This window comes from Polaromonas sp. P4_F4 (assembly GCF_056401355.1).
Genome location: NZ_JBFUJO010000001.1, coordinates 459,830 through 478,691, shown reverse-complemented (window position 1 = coordinate 478,691; position 18,862 = coordinate 459,830). Strand labels below are relative to the sequence as shown.

Sequence of the window (18,862 nt, the reverse complement as noted above, 5' to 3'; positions counted from 1 at the left end):
GCGTTTGTAGGACTTAATCGCTTTGAGCGCAAGAGGGCGGGCCGCTCCACGCCCCCTTTTATCAGCCCGTGAGCGTGCTGTTCAGTGCGCAAAGGGTCAAACACCAGGGGCAGCTGCGGCAACTGCGGCAGCATCGCGCAGGCATTGCGCCAGCTGGCTGACCATCGGCTGGCTGGCTTTTGCGGTTCGCTGGAGTATGCCGACCTCACGATAAAACGTGTGTTCTCCGAGTGAAATGGCCCGCACATTCCCGGGCAGCGGAAGATGGGCTTCGACCATCGGTATCAATGCCACCCCCAGGCCATTGGATACCAGCTGGATCAGGCCCTGAATTTCGTCGAGTTCGATCGATTCGTGTACGGGCAGCTGCATGTCGCGCAAAAACCGCTCAACCATGCGCCCCCCGAAAGACTTTCGTTCATAACGGAGAAAGGGGTGTTTCTGTATCAGCTTGCGCCAGTCATTGCCTCTGAGGGCGGCAGGCACGACCAGCATGAAAGGCTCATGGATCAGCGCCTCCCAGGTCAATTCGGGCAACATGCCGAACGGCGGCCGGATCGTAATGGCCACATCGATCTCCCCGGCGTCGAGCTGGTCCATCAGATGCATGGACACACCCGGCGCCAGGTTCAGGCGCAGCTTGGGATACTTCTGCCGCATCGGCGCAAGCGCGCGAGGCAACAGCGAAGATTGAACCGAAGCGATGGCCCCGATGCGCAGCAGGCCATCGGCGCTGTCATCGTCCGGCAGGTCACCGAGTTTCGAGAACAGGGCAACGATTTCTTCGGCTCGCGCCAGCGTCATGGCTCCGGCCGCGTTGAGCGTCGCAGCGCGCCGGGTGCGGTCAAAAAGCTCAAAGCCTAGAGATTCCTCGAGGCGCTTGATCTGGCTGCTGACGGCGGACTGGGTCAGGCCAATACGCTCGCCCGCCGCAGCAAACGTACCGTGGCGGACAACCGCGATAAAGGTGCGTAGTTCTGTGATCACGTTCGAATCATCGATTATTTTGTTTCTCAGTGCAAATATATATCGCTTTTCATGATCAGTTAACGCTTCTACAGTGCAGACATCTTTTCAAACCCGCCTTAAAGGCCCCAACATGACGACACCCCACGCTGCCAATCCACCGTTTCATCTTGCATTTCCCGTCCATGACATCGCCGTGGCGCGCCAGTTCTATGGCGACTTGCTAGGCTGTCCCGAAGGCCGCAGCTCGACGGAATGGGTGGACTTCAACTTTTATGGCCACCAGATCGTGGCTCATCTCGCACCGGATGAGTGCGGCCACAAACAAACGAGCGCGGTCGACGGTCATGAGGTTCCCGTGCGTCACTTCGGCGCGGTGCTGTCGATGTCGCAATGGCAGGCGCTGGCCGACAAACTCACCGCCGCGGCCACCCGCTTCGTGATCGAGCCCAATATCCGCTTCAAGGGCGAGCCTGGCGAGCAGGCCACCATGTTCTTTCTCGACCCGTCCGGCAATGCCCTGGAGTTCAAGGCCTTCGCGACGCTCGACAACCTGTTCGCCAAATAAGATACAGGAGCCATTGATGAACAAAACCATGTCTCTCAAAGCCGCTGCCCTGGCCGCAGCGACGCTCGCGATCGCTTGCGCTCATGCCGAACCGGTGAACATCCTCAAAAAGATCAGGGAAACCGGAACCATCACCATGGGGGTGCGCGAGGCCTCGGGTGCGATGTCTTACTCGCTGGGCGACGGCCAGTACGCCGGCTTTCACCATGATGTCTGCAAAAAGGTTCTTGCCGATATCCAGAAACAGGCTGGCTTGAAAAAGCTTGACATCAAGTACCAGCTCGTCACGGCGCAAAACCGTATTCCGCTGGTGCAAAACGGCACCGTCGATATCGAGTGCGGGACAACGACCAACAACGCCACCAGGCAAAAAGATGTCGCGTTCGCACCCACGCTTTACATCGAGGAAGTACGCATCGCGGTAAAAAGCAGTTCAGGCATCACCAGCATTGCCCAGCTGGCGAATAAATCGGTCTCGACAACGTCGGGGGCTACTTCCGTCCAGTTGCTGCGCAAACATGAGCGCACCTCAGGCATTGATTTCAGGGAGTTGTTTGGCAAGGACAACAGTGAGGGCTTCCTGCTGCTCGAGAGCGGCCGTGCCGACGCTTTTGTTGCCGACGGCCAGATACTCGCGACCCTGATTTCGCAGTCCAAGCAGCCGGGCAACTACCGCATCCTGAACGAAGTGCTGAGCGTCGAGCCGATTGCCATCATGCTGCCCAAGGATGACCCACTTTTTAAACAGGCGGTCGATGCCAGCATCAGGGCCCTGGCCAAAAGCGGCGAGGTTGCGGCGCTGTACGACAAATGGTTTGTGCAGGCGATTCCGCCCAACAATACCCGGGTCGGGCTGCCGGCATCCACGTTGACCAAGGCGGCCTGGGCCAATCCGAGCGACAAGCCGCTTGAGGACTATGTGAAGAAATGAGGCAGGCAAAACCTCATGCGGCCATTGGCTGCCGCGTTTGTGGGAGTTAATGGTCTTGAAGGCAAGTGGTGATCGGTTTTGTTACGCTCTGGGGACGCAACCTTCTTTTTTGGCGCTTTTCTGCCAAATTTGGTACCCGATTTTTCGTGACCCAGTCTGCCATGTCCACAGCCATCTTTTCCCGCCGCGTTTTTCTGCGAAGTACGCTAGTGGCCGCCGCCGGCGCAGCCCTTGTGCCTGTGGCCGATGCCCAGGGCCTCACTGGACCGGCCTATGAGGTCAGCACATGGGCCGGCCCGGTGTCTGCGTTCGGCCTGCTGGACACCACCGGCAAAACCTGGCAATTGGCCGATTTGCGCGGCCGGGCGGTGCTGCTGAATTTCTGGGCCAGCTGGTGCGAGCCTTGCCGTGCCGAAATGCCCACGCTGCAGCAGGTGGCAGACCTCTATGGCCCTGACAAGCTGCTGGTGCTGGCCATCAACTTCAAGGAACCCGCCGCACGCGCGATTCAGTTTGCCAAAACCACGGGGGTGACCATGCCGGTTTTGCTGGACAGCGACGGCCGGACGGCGCGCCAGTGGGGCGTGAAAGTGTTTCCCACCACCCTGATGCTGGACAGCCGGGGGCAGCCCCGGCTGCGCGTGCGGGGCGAGGTGGACTGGACCAGCAGCGCAGCCGAGAAGCTGATTGCCGGGCTGATGAAACCCTGATGCTGTCCGGGGTGACTCTTGTGGGTTGCCTTGTCTTTCGCGCCAGCGATAATTGGCGGGCTGCTCGCGCCGCTTGCCAAACTGGCCAGGGCTCGACCCTGAACATCTCGGGGCACCTTTACCTGCCCCGATGCACGTTACCCTTTTTCATCCGGAGATCTCTTCATGACCACCGTACGCCGTACCTTCCTCAAAAACACCGCGGCTGCCGCCATGGCCGCAGCGCTGCCCAGCCTCAATTTTGCGCAAACGCCTGCGCAGCGCAGCCACTTTGCGCCACAAAGCGGTGCCTGGCGCACCTTTGAAGTGACCACCCGGGTGGACATCCTCAAACCCCAGGGGGTGACCAAGGTCTGGCTGCCGATTCCCTCGGTCAACAGCGACTACCAGCGTAGCTTTGAAAGCAGCTTTTCAAGCAACGGCACGACCGACCTGACCGACGACGGCAAGGACGGCGCCAAGATGCTTTATGCCGAGTTTGCAGAAGGCGAAGCCAGGCCCTTCATCGAGCTGACCAGCCGCGTGCAGACCCAGGGCCGCGCCGTGGACTGGTCGCAAAAAACCGCCAGGCCAGAAGACGCCGACACGCTGCGTTATTTCACACGCCCCACCAAATTCCTGCCGACCGACGGCATCGTGCGCAAGACGGCACTCGACGCCACCAAGGGCGCCAAAACCGATGTGGAAAAAACCCGGCTGATTTACGACTGGATCGTGGCCAACACCTACCGCGACCCCAAGGTGCGCGGCTGCGGCGAAGGCGACATCAAGACCATGCTGGAAACCGGCAACCTGGGCGGCAAATGCGCCGACCTGAACGCGCTGTTTGTCGGCCTCTGCCGCTCGGTGGGCATCCCCGCACGCGACGTGTATGGCATCCGCCTGGTGCCGTCGGCCTTTGGCTACAAGGAGCTGTCAGGCAACCCGGCCAGCCTGAAGGGCGCGCAGCACTGCCGCTCCGAGGCTTACCTGAAAGGCTACGGCTGGGTGGCGATGGACCCGGCCGACGTGGCCAAGGTCATGCGTCTGGAAACCGCCGACTGGATCAAAACCACGGTCAACCCGGTGGTGGCCCCGGTCAACAAGGCGCTGTTTGGCGGTTGGGAAGGCAACTGGATGGCCTACAACACCGCCCATGATCTGGCTTTGCCCCATTCCACGGGTGAGAAGCTCGGCTTTTTCATGTACCCGACAGCAGAAAACCCAGCCGGGCGCTTTGACTCGTATGCACCGGATGATTTCAAGTACCAGATCACGGCCAAGGAAATCAGGGCTTGAGGCTGATACTGCGAACTGGCTTGTAGCCCGAAATCGCTCAAATGGCTGCTCACACGGCGTCGACGACGCGCCCCGGATTGAGTATCTGTCCCGGATCGAGCAGTTGCTTGAGTTGCCGCATGACATGGAGCTCTGCTGCGTCGCGACTGTGGTGAAGAAAAGGCTTCTTCACCACACCGATGCCATGCTCTGCAGAGATGCTGCCGTCCGCGAGCCCTACAGCCTGATAGACCAATTCCTCGAGTGCTTCGAGTTGCGTCGCGTCCGGGATCGGCCCACTGATCAAATGCAGGTTGCCGTCGCCGAGATGTCCGAAAAAGAGATGCTGCTGAGTCGGGTACTTCTGCTCCAGCAACGCGCGCAACTGGCAGACCAGGTCGTCCATTTTGGGGACGGCAACGCTGACGTCAAATGCGGCACACGGGCGCAAATGCGATAGCAGTTCACTGATTCCTTCGCGAAATGCCCAGAGCTGCGTCGCCTGCTCGACGGATTGCGCCACGACTGCATCGGCCACCAGCCCGTTCTCCATCTCCGTTTCCAGGAAGCGCTCGATGGCAGCAGTGCTCGCGTCAGGGTCGCCGCCCAGTGTTTCGATCAGTACATAGAGCGGATACGGCTGGGTGAAGGGCGACGTCCTGTGGATGGCCTTCGCGCTGGCCTCGAAGAAATCGCTCCACATGAGTTCGAACGCCGACAGCTCTGGAAGTTTGCGCCTGGCCTCTCGCAGCAGCTGCGTTGCGGCCGTGAAATCCTTGACCGCGCACAGCACCGTGCAACTGGACAGCGGCGCCGGCGCCAGCTTGAGAGACAAGCGGGTGATGATGCCGAGCGTTCCTTCTGTTCCGACGAACAGATGCTTCAAATCAAAGCCCGCGTTGTTCTTGATCACCCGGTCGAGCATGGTCAGCAGGGTTCCATCGGCCAGTACAACTTCCAGTCCCAGCACTGATTCGCGCATCATGCCGTAGCGCAGGACGCGATTGCCGCCTGCATTGGTGGCCGCATTGCCACCGAGCTGGCAAGAGCCGCGGGCACCCAGGTCGAGCGGAAAGAACCAGCCTTGTTGAGTGGCGGCTGTTTGCAGCTGCTCAAGCGTGACGCCTGCCTGAACCACCACGGTACCGCCCACCGAATCGAAATCCTCGATGGCGTTCAGGCGTTGCAGTGACAGGATGATCTCGCCGTGTTGCGGGTTTGCACCGCCGGCCAGCCCCGTCAAGCCACCCTGGACGCAGAGCGGCTGACCCAAGCGCATGCACATGCGCACCGCTTGAGCCACTTGTGCAGGTGTGCGGGGCAGCAGCAGCGCAGCCGGCGTCAACGCCGATGCTGCACCACTCCAGTCCGCAGTCTGGCGCTCAAGCACCGCAGCGCCCGTCAGCACGCAGTCTGCACCGAGTTCGGCGATCAGCGCGGCAATGGCATCACCGCCCGCAAGCTGCTGGCGATGTCCTTGTTGCGCGTGGATATTTGTGGGTGTGTTCATGGCTTTAAGGGCGTTGCTGGGGGGTGTTGTCAGGGGGTGTTGTCAGGGCTGAACGTAGGCGGTCTTGACCGTTGTGTAGAACTCCGCCGCGTAGCGCCCCTGCTCGCGCGAACCATGGCTGGACCCCTTGCGCCCGCCAAAGGGCACATGGGGATCGACGCCAGCGGTCGGGGCATTCACCATCACCATGCCAGCCTGCAGCTGACGCTTGAAGTGCGCGGCATGGCGCAGCGAGGTGGTACATACCCCGGCGGACAGGCCGAACTCGGTGTCGTTGGCCACCGCCAGGGCTTCTTCGGCGTCCTTGACCCGGATGACACTGGCCACCGGGCCAAATATCTCTTCGCGGTTCAGGCGCATCGCGTTGCTGGTTTCGGTGAACAGCGTGGGTTGCAGGTAATGCCCGGGCTCGCCCTGGGCATTGACTTCAAACGCCGCGCCGCCAAAAGCGAGCCGCGCGCCTTCGTCCTGGCCGATGGCGATATAGGCCAGGTCCTGCGCCAACTGGCTGGCATCGACCACGGGGCCGATGTGCGTGGCGCTGTGGCGTGCGTTGCCCACCACCAGGCCGTGCAGCCTGTCCACCATGGCGCTGACGAAGCGGTCGTGAATGCCCTGGGTCACCACCAGGCGCGAGGACGCGGTGCAGCGTTGTCCGGTGCCGTAGAAGGCGCCGTTGATGGCGACGTTCACCGCCACGTCCAGATCGGCATCGTCCAGCACCACCAGCGGATTCTTGCCGCCCATTTCCAGCTGGAACTTGGCCATGGGGCCTTTGCGGCCCACACAGGCCTGGGCCACCTTGCGCCCGGTGGCGTCGGATCCGGTGAAGGTCACGGCTGCCACGCGTGCATCGTTGAGCAAGGTGTTGCCGACGTCGCGGCCGCGGCCCATGACCAGGTTGAAGGTGCCGGCGGGCAGCCCGGCCCTGCTCAGTATCTCGGCCAGCGCCCAGGCGCTGCCTGGCACCAGATCCGCCGGTTTGAACACCACCGTGTTGCCATAGGCCAGGGCCGGCGCAATCTTCCAGGCCGGAATCGCCATCGGGAAGTTCCACGGCGTGATGATGCTGATCACGCCGACCGGTTCGCGCGTGATCTCAACGCTCATGCCCGGCCGCACCGAGGGCAGCAGTTCGCCGCCGGGGCGCAGCACTTCACCGGCGAAGAACTTGAAGATGTGGCCGGCGCGCACCACCTCGCCGACGGCTTCGGCCAGGGTCTTGCCTTCCTCGCGGGCCAGCAGTTCGCCCAGCTCGGCGCGGCGCGCCAGGATTTCAATGCCCACGGCCTCCAGCGCCTCGGCACGCTGTTGCACGGGAAAGGCGGCCCAGGCGGGGGCGGCCGCATGGGCGGCCGCAATCGCCATTTCGGCCTGTGCGGTGGTGGCGCGGGTGTAGCGGCCGATCAGGTCGCGCGTGTCGCTGGGGTTGATGTTGTCCCCGGCGCCGTCGCCCGCCAGCCATTCGCCCGCGATGAAGTTGAGTTTCATGCCGGTTCCTCGGGATAGAGTTTGTGAACGCGGCCAAACAGCCGTGCCAGCCCCAGCAGCGCATCGATACTCGGCGTGGGGACGTTCAGGCGCAGGCCTATCTCGTGCACCGCGGTGACGATGCTGTCGAGCTCGATGGCACGCCCGGCTTCTGCGTCTTGCAGCATGGAGGTTTTGAATGCTCCCAGCCTGGCCGTGATCGCGTGGCGGTCCTCCGGGTTTTGCGTGATGTCGCAGCCGATGTGCCGACCGATCGCGGCGGCCTCGCGCATGGCGCTGGAGCAGAACTCGCGAACCAGCGGGTCGGCCAGCAGGCGGTCGATGCTGGCCCCGGTGATGGCTGACACCGGGTTCATGGTCAGGTTGCCCCAGAGCTTGTACCAGATGTCGTAGCGCACGTTCGGGGACACGGTCACATCGAAGCCCGCGCCGCTGAGCAACGCGCCCACGCGCGTGGCCCGCGTCGATTCGCCGCCGGCCGCCTCGCCCAGGATCAGGCCCTGGCCCATGATGTGCTTCACGATGCCGGGGGCGCCGCGGCTGGCGCTGGCATGGACCACACAGCCCAGCACGTGTTGCAAGGGAATGAAACTGGCAATGGTGCCGCCGGGGTCTACGCTTTGCAGCGGCGCGTCGCCGATGGCCGTGCCCATGCCAAACCACCACGGCACGCCGTTCATGGCGGGCAGCACCACGGTGTCAGGACCGATCAGCGCCGCAATGGAGGGCGCGACGCTCGATAGAACCGGCCCCTTGAGCGCAACGATCACCAGATCCTGCGGACCCAGCTCGCCCGCCTGGTCTGACGCCCTGGCCGGCGTTTGCAGCAATTTTCCGCCCTGATTCAGGCGCCAGCCGTGCTCGCGCAGGGCTGCGAGTGTGGCGCCCTGCGCGAGGGCGCTGACATCGCATTGCCCGGCGGCGGCCAGACGCGCACCGATGAAGCCGCCTATGGCGCCGGCGCCCACGATGGTGACTTTCATGTGTTTTTCTCGGCAGCGATCCGGTAGTTGTCCTTGAAGCGTTCCGGCACCCGTTCATCAAAACCAAAGGCCACGCGTCGTACCTCGGGGCTGTCGGTGGGCTGATGCCCCACACCCAGGGCCGATGCGCGTGGCGCGGGGATGGCCACCACCGTGCCGGCCAGGCGGCCCAGCCCGGTGATCTCGCACTCCACCAGATCGCCGGGATCGACCGAGCGCGAGTGGCAGGGTGTACCCATCAGGATGACGTCGCCCGGCAGCAGGGTGATGTGGCGGGCAATGTCGGCAATCACGTAGTGCGGACCCCAGATGGTCTCGTCGCCGATGTGGGCTTCCTGCACCACCAGGCCGTTGCGGTAGGTGCGCAGGGTCTGCTCGAACAGGTTCACGCCCTTGACGATGCCGGGGCCGATCGGCAGCAGGGTGTCGGCGCCCTTGACGCGCAGCATGCTGCCCTGGTCGGTATCGCGGTAGTTTTGCAGGCCCATGTCCAGCGCCGGGCAAAAGCCTTCAATATAGTCCCAGGCCTCGTCGGGCAGCACGTTGCGGCAGGTCTTGCCGATCACCACGGCGTACTCGCCCTCGTAGTTCAGGTACAGGCTGTCGGCGGGCTTCAGAATTTCGCAGCCATGGCCGTTGATCGAGGTCGGCGGCTTGGTGAAGTAGGTGGGGGTCTCGGTCGGTTTGGGCTGCTTGCGCGTCTCGAAGCTGCGCGAGCTGTAGGAGATGTGCACGGCGATGATCTTGCTGGGCGCGACCGGCGGCAGGTGCTGCACCGTGGCGGGGTCGACCACGCGGCTGTCGTCCAGGCGCAGCAGGCCTTGCCCGGGGCCGTCTTCGATGATGGTGCCCCAGTAGGCGCTGCCGCCCACCAGCACGCGGCGGCGCTCCACGCGCGGGCCGCGCATCACGGCAGGGAGTTCTTTTAAGGGGAATTCAAAGTTCATGCTGCCTCCTGGTCAAACCACATATGGATATTCCCTGTGCCGCGGGCGTTTTCATAGGCCGACAAAGGCTCGCCCTTGGCCCGGCAGGCCGCCCCGCCCATGGCGCCCAGCATCTGCAGGTAGTGCGCACCAAAAGCCTCCCACGGTTTTTTGCGGTACTCGTCGTCCCAGCGCTCCAGCACGCTGTCGTGGCGGCCTTGCTCCATCAATGCGATGGCCCCCTTGTCGCTGGCGATGTTCTCGGGCCGCGAGACATTGCTCTCGTGGAAGATGCGCGGATGGTTCGGCTTCCAGTCAATCGGGTTGAACTTGTGGCTGAGGGCGCCGGAGGCCAGCAAGACCACCTTCAGGTCGCTGCGACGCACGGCCTCGCCAATCGCCTCGCCCGATTTCAGGAAGTGCTTCCAGTCGCAGTTCTGGCAGGAACTGACGGTCACCACCGGAATATCGGCCAGCTCCAGCCGCAGGTGCTTGACCAGGTTGATGGTGGCATATTGCTTGCCCAGCTCGGGGTGGTTGATGACGCGGTTGTAGCCGCCTTGCTCGCGCGACACGGCTTCAATCGCGAGCGCCAGTTCGGGGTGGCCGCGGTAGTCGTAGGGCACGCCGTGCAAATACCAGGGCATTTCGTCCGAGATGTAGTTGCCCTGGTAGCGCGCCGCGCCGTCCACCATGTGGTAGCCGGTGGTGAACCAGTGGCTGTCAAAGACCACCACCACATCAGGCTTGGCTGCAGTGATCTTCTCGCGTAGCCGGGCATAGCCGGGGATGAGGTCTGAATCCGAGCCCGCGCCCTGCAGCACGCGAAACTCTTCGCACTGCATCAGGCCGGGGTGGTGCGAGACGAGGGCGGCGCCCACGATATGTCCCATGGTATGTTTCCTTTGAAATTAACGGTGGCTGAAGCTGGCGCGGAAGGGCTTTTTCGGCACCACCACGTCCTTGATGTCGCAGAAGAATTCAAAGCTCCAGTTGCCGCCTTCGCGGCCAATGCCTGAGCGCTTGATGCCGCCAAAGGGCGCGGCCAGGTCGCGGATGCCGAAGCTGTTGACCCAGATGAAGCCGGTGCGCACCTGCTGCGCAATCGCCGTGGCGTGTTCGGTCTCGCCGTAGCAGACGCCGCCCAGGCCGTAGTCGGTGCCGTTGGCCAGCTCGATCAGTTCCTCGTCGCTGTCGAAGGTCTGCAAGGTCAGCACCGGGCCGAACACCTCGTTCTGCACGATCTCGCTGTCCTGGCGCACATTCGTCAGCATGGTGGGCTGGTAGTACTGGGCACCGAAGGGATGCGGCGCGCCGCCCCACAGCAGCTCGGCGCCGTCGGCCAGCGCGCGTTCGACAAAGCCTTGCACGCGCTCGACCTGGCGCGGGTGGATGATGGGGCCGACCTCGGTGGCGGCGTCGCGCGGGTCGCCCACCGTGAGCTTGTCCACATAGCCGCGCATGGCGGCGACAAAGGCATCGCGAATCTTGCTGTGCACCAGAAAACGCGTGCCCGCCAGGCAGACCTGGCCGGCGTTGCGGTACATCAGCGCGCCGGTGGCGGCGGCGTTGTCGATGTCGGCGTCTGCCAGCACGATGAAGGGCGACTTGCCGCCCAGCTCCAGGCTGCAGGGCACGAGATTCGCGCCGGCGGCCTGGGCAATCCGTTTGGCGGTGGGCACCGAGCCGGTGAAGGACACGCGCGCCAGGCGCGGGTCGCTGACCAGCGCGGCGCCGGTGCTCGCGCCGCTGCCTTGCACGATGTTGAACACGCCCGGCGGCAGGCCGGCGGCGTGGGCGCAATCGGCCAGCAGGCTGCTGGTCAGCGGCGCCCACTCGGGCGGCTTGACGATCACCGTGTTGCCGGCTGCCAGCGCCGGGCCGAGCTTCCAGGTGGCCAGCATCAGCGGTGCGTTCCAGGGCGTGATGATGACGACCACGCCGGCCGGGTCGTGGCGCACGATGTGGTGTGCCTGCTCGGTGTCAATCGGATGGTCTTGCAAGGTGAGCGCGTGCTCGGCAAACCAGCTGATGTTGAGCATGGCGCGCGGCACCACGCCGTGCTGCATGCGCGACAGCAGTACGCCGGCGTCGGTCGATTCAAGCTGGCAAAAGGCCTCGGCACGCTGGCCGATCTCGGCAGCAAAGCGGTCCAGATAGGGCTTGCGCTCGGCCGCCGTCAGGGCCGCCCAGGCCGGGAAGGCGTTTTGCGCGGCCTGAATTGCGGCGTCCACATGCGCCGGCCTGCCTTCCGATATTTGCCCCAGCAGGCTTTGGTCGATTGGGCTGTGCAGGTCGAACAGCAGGTCGGACGCGACGCGCTGGCCATTGATGTAGTGATGCGGCGAGACGCTGTGGCCCGCTACGGTGAGGGTTTCTGTAGACACGGTTTACTCCTGAATTAATAGCTGCTTGTGCAGGCGGTATGAGGGCTAGAGGCTAATTTCATTGAAATTTCAGGACCTTGCCGGGGTTCATCAGCCCTTGCGGGTCCAGCGCCTGTTTGACGCGGCGCATCAGCTGCAGCTCCAGCGGCGACTTGTAACGCGCCGACTCGTCGCGGCGCAGCACGCCCAGGCCGTGCTCGGCCGAAATTGATCCGTCGAACGCGTGTACCGCGTCATGCACCAGCTGGTTCAATGGGCCTTCGAGCGCCAGAAATTCGGCTACCTGTTGCGGTCCGCTGCCAGGCAGCGGCGAGGCGTTGTAGTGCAGGTTGCCGTCGCCCAGATGGCCGAAAGTGACCTGGCGCACCTGCGGGTACCGGGCGGCGATCAGCGCGTCGGTGCTGGAGATGAAGGCCGGGATGCTGGAAATCGGCAGCGAAATGTCGTGCTTGATGGTTTTGCCTTCTGCCCCTTGCGCTTCGGAGATGTTCTCGCGCAGCGCCCACAGCGCCTCGAACTGAGCCAGGCTGGTGGAAAGCGCGGCATCCAGCACCCATTCGCTTTCCATGGCGGCCTCTAACAGGCCTTCCATGGCTTGTGCCGCCTGTGTTTCGTCCGTGGTGGCAGACAGCTCCAGCAGCGCATACCAGGGCGAAGCCTCTGCCAGCGGGCGGCGCGTGCCGGGGATGTGCTGCAGCACCAGCTCAACGCAGGTGTCGCTGAGGATTTCAAAGGCCGTCAGGCCCGCGCCGAGGCGCGCTTGCGCCAGGGTCAGCAGATTCAAGGCTTCCTGCGGACTGGGTACGGCCACCAACGCCACCACCTGCGCGGCAGGCAACGGGAACAGCTTGAGCGCGGCGGCGGTGATCACGCCCAGCGTGCCCTCCGAGCCGATGTAGAGGTCGCGCAGGTCGTAGCCGGTGTTGTCCTTGCGCAGGGGGCGCAGGCCGCTCCACAGTTCGCCTTCCGCCGTGACCACTTCCAGCCCCAGGCACAGCTCGCGCGCATTGCCGTAGCGCAGCACTTGCACGCCGCCGGCATTGGTGGCCAGGTTGCCGCCAATGGTGCAAGTGCCCTCGGCGGCCAGACTCAAAGGGAACAGACGCCCGGCTTCTTTCGCCGCCTCTTGCACCTGCAGCAGGGTCACGCCGGCCTCGACCAGCATGGTGTTGTTCAGCGGATCAATGGCGCGGATTTTGTTGAGGCGCGTGAGCGATAGCAACACCGGCAAGGCCTGGGGCAGGGCCTCCGGAACCGAGCCGCCGGACAAGCCCGTGTTGCCGCCCTGCGGCACCACCGGCACGCCGTGCGCATGGCACCAGGCGACGATGTTCGCCACCTCTGCGGCATTGTCGGGCTGCGCCACGGCCAGCGCCTGGCCGGTCCACTTGCCGCGAAAGTCGGTCAAAAAGGGCGCAGCGTCAACACCGGTGAGCAGGCGGCCACGAAAGGCGGCGCGAAGGGAATCGAGCAGCATGTCAGTACACCCCGCTACTGGAGGCCGGTGCGGACACCGCGGTTTTGAATTGCGCCGCCAGCGCTGCGGTGGCGCGCACCAGGAGCGTGGTGTCCACGCCGACTGCGATAAAGCGCGCCCCCACGTCGAGGTAGTGCCGGGCCAGGGTTTCGTCGGCACACAGAATGCCGGGCGCCTTGCCGGCGCGCAGGATGCAGCCAATGGCCTGGTCGATGGCAGCCCGCACCTCGGGGTGCGCGGGCTGGCCCAGGTAGCCCATGGAGGCCGACAAATCCGCCGGGCCGATGAACACGCCGTCCACCCCGTCTACCGCCGCAATCGCCTCGATGTTCTGCAAAGCGGCCAGCGACTCGACCTGCACCAGCAGGCAGACGCGCTCATTGGCTTCCTGCAGATAGTTGGGGTAGCGCGACCAGCGCGCCGAGCGGGCGATGGCACTGCCGACGCCGCGCACGCCCTGCGGCGGGTAGCGCATGGCGCGCACCAGCGCGGCGGCCTGCTCGGCCGACTCGACCATGGGCACCAGCACGGTGGTCGCGCCGATGTCCAGCACCTGCTTGATGAGGGCCGCGTCGCCGTGCGGCACACGCACCACCGGATGCGTCGGGTAGGCCGCCACGCTTTGCAAGGCGCCCAGCAAAGTGCGTAAGTCATTGGGCGCGTGCTCGCCGTCGAGCAGCAGCCAGTCGAAGCCGCTGCCGGCGCAGAGTTCAGCGGCATACGGGTCGGCCAGGGCCTGCCACAGGCCGATTTGAACTTCGCCCCAGGCCAGGGCTTGTTTGAATAGATTGTCAGGAGTTTGCATGGACCAAAGCCTCACATGAAGCGAAAGGAGATCGCACCCAAAGGGCCGTAATCGGCGTGAAAGGTATCGCCCGCCGCGCCGGCCACCGGGCGGGTGAAGGAGCCGCCCAGCACCACCTCGCCGGCGGCCAGGCCTTCGCCATGAAGCGCCAGTTTGTTGGCCAGCCAGGCGACGCCGTTGGCCGGGTGGTTCAGCACGGCGGCGGCCAGGCCGCTTTCTTCGATCACGCCGTTTTTGTAGAGCAGGGCGCCGCTCCAGCGCAGGTCGACCGCATCGGGTTTGACCGGACGGCCGCCCATCACGATGCCGGCATTGGCGGCGTTGTCGGCAATGGTGTCCAGCACCTTGCGCGGCGCCTTGGTGACGCGGTCGAGCTGCTCGATGCGGGCGTCGATGATCTCCAGCGCGGGCACAACGTAGTCCGTGGCGGCCAGCACGTCAAAAATCGTCACGTTCGGGCCGTGCAGGTCCTTACCCAGGATGAAGGCCAGCTCGACCTCGACGCGCGGCAGGATGAAACGCTGCACCGGGATGTCGGCGCCCTCGGGGAACAGCATGTCATCAAGCATGGCACCGTAGTCCGGCTCGGTGATCTGCGACGAAATTTGCATGGCGCGCGAGGTCAGGCCGATCTTGTGGCCCAGGATGCTGCGGCCCTCGTCCAGCTTGATCTGCACCCAGGCACGCTGGATGGCGTAGCTGTCGGCCATCTCCATGCCGGGGTAGCGTTTGGAGAAATGCTCGACCTGCACGCGGGTTTTTTCCGCCTGGTGCAGTTCGCGCGCCAGGGCCTGGTGGATGTCGGGGGTCAGCATGCCGGTGTCTCCTTGCTTGTCTTGGGTGAGTCTGGGCCTGGTGTGCTGCCTCGCTCTATCTGGAACATAAAACCGCGTCTTTTCACCCAGGATGTCGTTACAAATCCGCGCAATAGCGGAGCTATTGCTGTGGTTTGCGCCTAATCCTGGGCAAAAATCCATCGGTTTTATTTGTTCCATCAAGAGCGATGCAGCACACTAGGATTCGGCGGTGAAACCAATCGCTTTCACGATCGGGCCCCACTTCTCGGTGTCGGCCTTGAGCATGGCGGCCAGTTCCGCCGGACTGGACGATCGGGCTTCCAGGCCCATGGCGGCCAGGCCCTCGATCACTTCCTTGTTGGCCAGGGCGGTGCGAATGGCGGCGTTGGCTTTTGACACCACGTCCGCAGGCGCTTTTCCCGGCAGGTAAAAACCAAACCATTCACCGAAGACCAGGTCCTTGAGCCCTTGTTCCACCAAGGTGCTGGTGCCGGGGGTGAATCTATTGCGGCTGGCCCCCGAGGTGGCCAGCAGGCGGACCTTGCCACCGCTCAAATGCGGCAAGAACTCGCCCACCGGCGCCGACACGGCGGCGATCTGCCCACCCATCATGTCCAGGATGGCGGGCTGAGAACCGCGGAAACCGATGTGCTGCAAGTTGACCTTGCCGGCCCGGCCGATCAGCTCGCCAACAAAATGCGGTACGGAGCCCGGCGCCGGCGAGCCGAAGTTGGCGCTGGCGGGGTGGGCTTTGCACCACTCCAGGAATTCGGGGACGGTCTTGACCGATGCCGGAACTTGGGGGCCCACGGCGAAACCCATGTCGAACACCACGCCCAGCGATACGGGCGTCAAGTCAGCCACCGGGTCGTACTGCAGCTTTCTGTAGGTGTGCGGGTAGATGCCCAGCATCGACATCGGCGTCGCCAGCAAGGTGGCGCCGTCCGGAGCCGAGGCTTTCAGCGCCAATATGGCGATCTGCCCGCCCGCACCGGTGCGGGTGTCGACGACCGCCGCCTTGGCGTAGCTGCCGTTCAGTTGGGTGGCGGCCCGGCGGGCCAGCGTGTCCACCGTGCCGCCGGCCGCGAAGCCTGTCAGGATTTTCGCGGTTTCGATGGTTTGCGCCCGGCTGACCAGGGGCAGGCTGCCGGCGGCGGTGGCCAGGGCGAGGTGCAACAGTTCGCGGCGAGAAGTTTTCATGGGAGGTCTCCTGTCTGGTTGGTGGAACAAAGTGAAGGATCTGGCGAGAGATCAACTTCAGAGGCAGGCAGTTTGCAAGAGTGAACGCGCAACAACAAACGATAAATATTGGTGTATTGCTTAGGTTTTCTTCATAATCAACCCATGTCCTTGCCCCGCTATACCCTGCGCCAGCTCGATGCCTTCGTGACCGTGGCCGAGCTGCTGAGCTTCACCGCCGCCGCTGACCGGCTGGCGCTGAGCCCTTCGGCGGTGAGCCAACTGGTGGTCGAGCTGGAGTCCAGCCTGGACTTCAGGCTGTTCGAGCGCAGCACGCGCAAAGTGGCCCTGTCGGCGGCTGGCAAGGAGTTTTTCAGTTCGGCCCAGACCGTGCTCAAACACCTGCGCCTGGCCGAAGTGGCCGCTACCGACCTGCGCAACCGGGCAGCCGGGCTGGTGCGGGTGGCGGCCCCCATGGTGATCGCCAGCGCCATCCTGCCGCCCATCATTCGGGCCCACAGCCAGGACCGCCCCAAGCTCGTTGTGCGCATTCGGGACGCGGCGGTGGAGCAACTCACCGACATGGTGGCCAGCGGCGAGGTCGATCTGGCCGTCGGCCCCGACCGCCAGAGCAGCGACAACGTGCTGCGCATCAGCCTGTTCAGCAGCCCCTGGGTGTTGTGGTGCGCCAAAGACCATGCGCTGGCGGCCAAACGGGTGCTGCAATGGAGCGATTTACGTTCTCACGCATTGGTAACGGCGGGGCGTGACCACGAACTTAGCGTGGCGCAAATGGGCGCGGCTTTGCCAGAGGATGAGCGCATCAGCCCGCACGATGTGGTGGACAACATCTCCACCGCGCTCGGCCTGGCTGCAGCAGGCCTGGCCGCCACGGTGTCGCCCGCCTACGTGGCGCCCTGGGCCAAACGGCAGGGCCTGGTGATGCGCCGCATCGTGGAGCCCGAAGTCATGCGCCAGGTCTGCCTGTACCGGCCCGCCTATCGGATAGCGTCGCCCGCGACCGAAAGCTTTGCGGAATACCTGATGGAACGGCTCATGAAGGTACGCCAGGCCGCGACCCATGTTTCGTAACTTGTGTGTTTACGTATTAGGCTCTAACAAGTTATGGTTTAACTTGGCAGCATTGAACTGCCGCCGCCGATTTGCAGCCGACGCCTTCCTGGTCCGGCAGGCCCAGAACCCGGTTCAGGCCAATGACAAACAGAGCCTGCTCTGAAACTGCCTGGCCTGCCCGGTCACCGGGTCGGTAAAGGCAATCGATTTGGCCAGCAGTTGCAGGGGCAGGCCGTAGTCGTCCTCGGGTGTGGTTTCGACGGGCGGGTACATCCGGTCGTTCATGATGGGCAGACCCAGCGCGTTCATGTGCACACGCAACTGATGCTTTTTGCCGGTGACCGGGCTGAGCGCATAACGCGCCTTGTCGCCTTTGATTTCCAGCACATCAATACAGGTTTCGCTGTTGGGCTCGCCCGGCACTTCGCGCTGGCGAAAGAACGGCTCGTCCTCCACGATGCGGCTTTTGCGGGTGATGGGGAATGACAAATCATCGCGCCACGGCGCAATGGCTTCGTAGTGTTTGCTGACGCTGCGATGCCTGAACAAGGCCTGGTAGGCATTGCGCTCGGCGGGCTGAACTGAAAACAGCACCAGGCCCGCGGTTTCCCGGTCAATGCGGTGAATCGGGATCAGGCTGTCAATGCCCAAGCTGTTTTTAAGCCGCACCAGCAGTGTTTCTTGCAGGTAGGGGCCCGAAGGTGTGACAGGCAAGAAATGCGGCTTGTCGGCGACCACCAGGTGTTCGTCCTGGTAGAGCAGGATTTCTTCAAACGGAATGCGGGGCTCGTCGTCCAGGGCGCGGTAATAGTACAGCCGCATGTGGCCGCGGTAGGGGCGCCCGGGCGTGACGGCAACGCCAAATTCATCGACGACCAGGCCATCCCGCATGCGCTGAAGCCAGACCTCGCGCGTGATGGCGGGGAAGCGCTCAAGCAGAAAATCAGTGATGGTCGGCCAGTGACCCGCAGGCAAACCGACACAACTTGGGCTGACACCATCGCGGGTTGGCAGTCCATGCGGGGGCAGTCTGTTTACATCGTCGGACACAGAGGGCTCAAATACGCGTGAACACCACATCCCAGACACCATGCCCGAGCTTGATGCCGCGGTTTTCAAACTTGGTCAGGGGGCGGTAGTCGGGCTTGGGGGCGTAACCGTCACCCGACGTGTCAGCCGTGTTTTTCAGCAGGGCTTCGGCGCTCAGCACTTCGAGAATCTGCTCGGCATAGGGCTGCCAGTCGGTGGCGCAGTGCAGGTAGCCACCGGGTTTCAGCCTGGCCGCCAGCTTGGCAATCAGGGGCGCCTGGATCAGGCGGCGCTTGTTGTGTTTCTTTTTATGCCAGGGGTCTGGAAAGAAGATGTGAACGCCGTCCAGGCTGCCGGCTGGCAACATGTTGTCAATGACTTCGACGGCATCGTGCTGAAGGATGCGGATGTTGCCCAGGGCCTGCTCCTGGATACGCTTGAGCAGCGCGCCGACGCCGGGGGTGTGCACTTCGCAGCAGAGGAAATTTTTGTCGGGACTCAGTGCCGCAATGTGCGCCGTGGCCTCGCCCATGCCGAAGCCGATCTCCAGGATGGTGGGAGCCACCCGTTCAAAGGCGGCGGCGAAATTCAGGGGCGCAGGCGTGTAGGGCAGTAAAAACCGGGGGCCCACGTCTGTAAACGCCTTGGCCTGGCCGGCGGTCGTGCGGCCGGTGCGCCGGACAAAACTCCGGATGTTGCGGGGATGGCTCGCGTCGGTGGACGGGCCCTCGGGGAAGTCGGTGGCGTTGGGGGCGGGGTTTTCAATCACAAC

The 18,862-nt window shown here is 63.8% G+C and carries 18 protein-coding genes; 5 read left to right on the top strand and 13 right to left on the bottom strand.

What is annotated here, in order from left to right:
• Positions 1–96 precede the first annotated feature (96 nt).
• On the bottom strand, positions 97–987 hold the full coding sequence (locus tag AC1DUR_RS02255; protein ID WP_477717159.1) for a LysR family transcriptional regulator: 891 nt from the start codon (positions 985–987) through the stop codon (positions 97–99).
• Between the two features lie 112 nt (positions 988–1,099).
• Between AC1DUR_RS02255 and AC1DUR_RS02250 the strand changes: the two genes are divergently transcribed.
• The 4 genes from AC1DUR_RS02250 to AC1DUR_RS02235 all read left to right on the top strand — a co-directional run bounded on the left by AC1DUR_RS02250 (position 1,100) and on the right by AC1DUR_RS02235 (position 4,453).
• Complete coding sequence (locus tag AC1DUR_RS02250; RefSeq protein WP_477717158.1) at positions 1,100–1,534, top strand: VOC family protein; 435 nt, start codon at positions 1,100–1,102, stop codon at positions 1,532–1,534.
• A gap of 16 nt (positions 1,535–1,550) precedes the next feature.
• Complete coding sequence (locus AC1DUR_RS02245) at positions 1,551–2,465, top strand: amino acid ABC transporter substrate-binding protein (protein WP_477717157.1); 915 nt, start codon at positions 1,551–1,553, stop codon at positions 2,463–2,465.
• A 161-nt stretch (positions 2,466–2,626) separates the two neighbouring features.
• Entirely contained in the window at positions 2,627–3,175 is a 549-nt protein-coding gene (locus AC1DUR_RS02240; RefSeq protein ID WP_477717156.1) for a TlpA disulfide reductase family protein, read from the top strand.
• Between the two features lie 165 nt (positions 3,176–3,340).
• A complete protein-coding gene (locus AC1DUR_RS02235) occupies positions 3,341–4,453 on the top strand; it encodes a transglutaminase-like domain-containing protein (protein WP_477717155.1) in 1,113 nt (370 codons plus the stop codon).
• A 49-nt stretch (positions 4,454–4,502) separates the two neighbouring features.
• On the opposite strand, the gene AC1DUR_RS02230 is transcribed toward AC1DUR_RS02235, so the two are convergent.
• The 10 genes from AC1DUR_RS02230 to AC1DUR_RS02185 form a co-directional block, all read right to left on the bottom strand.
• Positions 4,503–5,942, bottom strand: a complete 1,440-nt coding sequence (locus AC1DUR_RS02230; RefSeq protein WP_477717154.1) for an FAD-binding oxidoreductase — start codon at positions 5,940–5,942, stop codon at positions 4,503–4,505.
• A 42-nt stretch (positions 5,943–5,984) separates the two neighbouring features.
• Positions 5,985–7,433, bottom strand: a complete 1,449-nt coding sequence (locus tag AC1DUR_RS02225) for an aldehyde dehydrogenase family protein (RefSeq protein ID WP_477717153.1) — start codon at positions 7,431–7,433, stop codon at positions 5,985–5,987.
• On the bottom strand, positions 7,430–8,416 hold the full coding sequence (locus AC1DUR_RS02220; protein ID WP_477717152.1) for a 2-dehydropantoate 2-reductase: 987 nt from the start codon (positions 8,414–8,416) through the stop codon (positions 7,430–7,432). Before AC1DUR_RS02220 ends, AC1DUR_RS02225 begins: the two co-directional genes overlap by 4 nt.
• A complete protein-coding gene (locus AC1DUR_RS02215) occupies positions 8,413–9,363 on the bottom strand; it encodes a fumarylacetoacetate hydrolase family protein (protein WP_477717151.1) in 951 nt (316 codons plus the stop codon). Before AC1DUR_RS02215 ends, AC1DUR_RS02220 begins: the two co-directional genes overlap by 4 nt.
• Complete coding sequence (locus AC1DUR_RS02210; RefSeq protein WP_477717150.1) at positions 9,360–10,235, bottom strand: DODA-type extradiol aromatic ring-opening family dioxygenase; 876 nt, start codon at positions 10,233–10,235, stop codon at positions 9,360–9,362. Before AC1DUR_RS02210 ends, AC1DUR_RS02215 begins: the two co-directional genes overlap by 4 nt.
• Before the next feature lie 18 nt (positions 10,236–10,253).
• Entirely contained in the window at positions 10,254–11,729 is a 1,476-nt protein-coding gene (locus AC1DUR_RS02205) for an aldehyde dehydrogenase family protein (protein WP_477717149.1), read from the bottom strand.
• Positions 11,730–11,787: 58 nt separating this feature from the next.
• Positions 11,788–13,206 carry an FAD-binding oxidoreductase gene (locus tag AC1DUR_RS02200; protein WP_477717148.1) on the bottom strand — a complete coding sequence of 473 codons (1,419 nt, stop codon included), beginning with the start codon at positions 13,204–13,206 and terminating at the stop codon, positions 11,788–11,790.
• A 1-nt stretch (position 13,207) separates the two neighbouring features.
• Entirely contained in the window at positions 13,208–14,011 is an 804-nt protein-coding gene (gene hpaI / locus AC1DUR_RS02195) for a 4-hydroxy-2-oxoheptanedioate aldolase (protein WP_477717147.1), read from the bottom strand.
• Between the two features lie 11 nt (positions 14,012–14,022).
• Complete coding sequence (gene hpaH / locus AC1DUR_RS02190; RefSeq protein WP_477717146.1) at positions 14,023–14,826, bottom strand: 2-oxo-hept-4-ene-1,7-dioate hydratase; 804 nt, start codon at positions 14,824–14,826, stop codon at positions 14,023–14,025.
• A 198-nt stretch (positions 14,827–15,024) separates the two neighbouring features.
• Complete coding sequence (locus AC1DUR_RS02185) at positions 15,025–16,008, bottom strand: Bug family tripartite tricarboxylate transporter substrate binding protein (protein ID WP_477717145.1); 984 nt, start codon at positions 16,006–16,008, stop codon at positions 15,025–15,027.
• A 144-nt stretch (positions 16,009–16,152) separates the two neighbouring features.
• Between AC1DUR_RS02185 and AC1DUR_RS02180 the strand changes: the two genes are divergently transcribed.
• The gene (locus tag AC1DUR_RS02180) at positions 16,153–17,079 is read left to right on the top strand and encodes a LysR family transcriptional regulator (RefSeq protein ID WP_477717144.1); all 927 of its coding nucleotides are present in this window, start codon (positions 16,153–16,155) and stop codon (positions 17,077–17,079) included.
• Positions 17,080–17,193: 114 nt separating this feature from the next.
• Here AC1DUR_RS02180 and AC1DUR_RS02175 read toward each other — a convergent pair whose 3' ends face one another.
• Together AC1DUR_RS02175 and trmB are read right to left on the bottom strand one after the other, a co-directional pair.
• The gene (locus tag AC1DUR_RS02175; protein WP_477717143.1) at positions 17,194–18,111 is read right to left on the bottom strand and encodes an RluA family pseudouridine synthase; all 918 of its coding nucleotides are present in this window, start codon (positions 18,109–18,111) and stop codon (positions 17,194–17,196) included.
• A 7-nt stretch (positions 18,112–18,118) separates the two neighbouring features.
• Positions 18,119–18,859 carry a tRNA (guanosine(46)-N7)-methyltransferase TrmB gene (gene trmB / locus AC1DUR_RS02170; protein WP_477717142.1) on the bottom strand — a complete coding sequence of 247 codons (741 nt, stop codon included), beginning with the start codon at positions 18,857–18,859 and terminating at the stop codon, positions 18,119–18,121.
• Positions 18,860–18,862: the final 3 nt, after the last annotated feature.

Coding starts and splice junctions, on each gene's coding strand:
- AC1DUR_RS02240 (WP_477717156.1), top strand. CDS start 2,627: ATGTCCACAGCCATCTTTTCCCGCCGCGTTTTTCTGCGAAGTACGCTA.
- AC1DUR_RS02220 (WP_477717152.1), bottom strand. CDS start 8,416: ATGAAAGTCACCATCGTGGGCGCCGGCGCCATAGGCGGCTTCATCGGT.
- AC1DUR_RS02185 (WP_477717145.1), bottom strand. CDS start 16,008: ATGAAAACTTCTCGCCGCGAACTGTTGCACCTCGCCCTGGCCACCGCC.
- AC1DUR_RS02235 (WP_477717155.1), top strand. CDS start 3,341: ATGACCACCGTACGCCGTACCTTCCTCAAAAACACCGCGGCTGCCGCC.
- AC1DUR_RS02230 (WP_477717154.1), bottom strand. CDS start 5,942: ATGAACACACCCACAAATATCCACGCGCAACAAGGACATCGCCAGCAG.
- AC1DUR_RS02215 (WP_477717151.1), bottom strand. CDS start 9,363: ATGAACTTTGAATTCCCCTTAAAAGAACTCCCTGCCGTGATGCGCGGC.
- AC1DUR_RS02250 (WP_477717158.1), top strand. CDS start 1,100: ATGACGACACCCCACGCTGCCAATCCACCGTTTCATCTTGCATTTCCC.
- AC1DUR_RS02210 (WP_477717150.1), bottom strand. CDS start 10,235: ATGGGACATATCGTGGGCGCCGCCCTCGTCTCGCACCACCCCGGCCTG.
- AC1DUR_RS02225 (WP_477717153.1), bottom strand. CDS start 7,433: ATGAAACTCAACTTCATCGCGGGCGAATGGCTGGCGGGCGACGGCGCC.
- hpaI (WP_477717147.1), bottom strand. CDS start 14,011: ATGCAAACTCCTGACAATCTATTCAAACAAGCCCTGGCCTGGGGCGAA.
- AC1DUR_RS02180 (WP_477717144.1), top strand. CDS start 16,153: ATGTCCTTGCCCCGCTATACCCTGCGCCAGCTCGATGCCTTCGTGACC.
- AC1DUR_RS02245 (WP_477717157.1), top strand. CDS start 1,551: ATGAACAAAACCATGTCTCTCAAAGCCGCTGCCCTGGCCGCAGCGACG.
- AC1DUR_RS02200 (WP_477717148.1), bottom strand. CDS start 13,206: ATGCTGCTCGATTCCCTTCGCGCCGCCTTTCGTGGCCGCCTGCTCACC.
- hpaH (WP_477717146.1), bottom strand. CDS start 14,826: ATGCTGACCCCCGACATCCACCAGGCCCTGGCGCGCGAACTGCACCAG.